The organism is Membranihabitans marinus (assembly GCF_019802045.1).
Taxonomy (GTDB): domain Bacteria; phylum Bacteroidota; class Bacteroidia; order Chitinophagales; family Saprospiraceae; genus Membranihabitans; species Membranihabitans marinus_A.
Genome location: NZ_JAHVHU010000047.1, coordinates 1 through 590, shown reverse-complemented (window position 1 = coordinate 590; position 590 = coordinate 1). Strand labels below are relative to the sequence as shown.

The 590-nt window shown below is 49.8% G+C and carries 1 protein-coding gene; it reads right to left on the bottom strand.

The annotated features are described in order from the left end of the window. The coding region (locus KUV50_RS19315; protein WP_222581852.1) for a SprB repeat-containing protein at nt 1-590 on the bottom strand (590 nt) is incomplete at both ends.

Genomic DNA, 590 nt, shown 5'->3' with positions numbered 1-590 from the left:
ACCGTCACCTCATCACAGGTCTTCGTACATCCGTTTGCATCCTTGATTGTAATCGTATAATTACCCGCCGTTAATCCCGTGAATTCGTTCGATGGTTGGTAGTTCTGACCACCATCAATACTATAGGTATAACCGGGAGTTCCTCCTCCGGCTGTCACAGTGATCTTTCCATCGCTGCCCCCGTGGCAGCTCGCATCCGTCGGTGTCGTACTACAGGTCAGTGCATCAGGTTGGCCTACCGTCACCTCATCACAGGTCTTTGTACATCCGTTTGCATCCTTGATTGTAATCGTATAATTACCCGCCGTTAATCCCGTGAATTCGTTCGATGGTTGGTAGTTCTGACCACCATCAATGCTATACGTATAACCGGGAGTTCCTCCTCCGGCTGTCACAGTGATCTTTCCATCGCTCCCGCTGTTGCAGCTCGCATCCGTCGGTGTCGTACTACAGGTCAGTGCATCAGGTTGACCTACCGTCACCTCATCACAGGTCTTTGTACATCCGTTTGCATCCTTGATTGTAATCGTATAATTACCCGCCGTTAATCCCGTGAATTCGTTCGATGGTTGGTAGTTCTGACCACCATC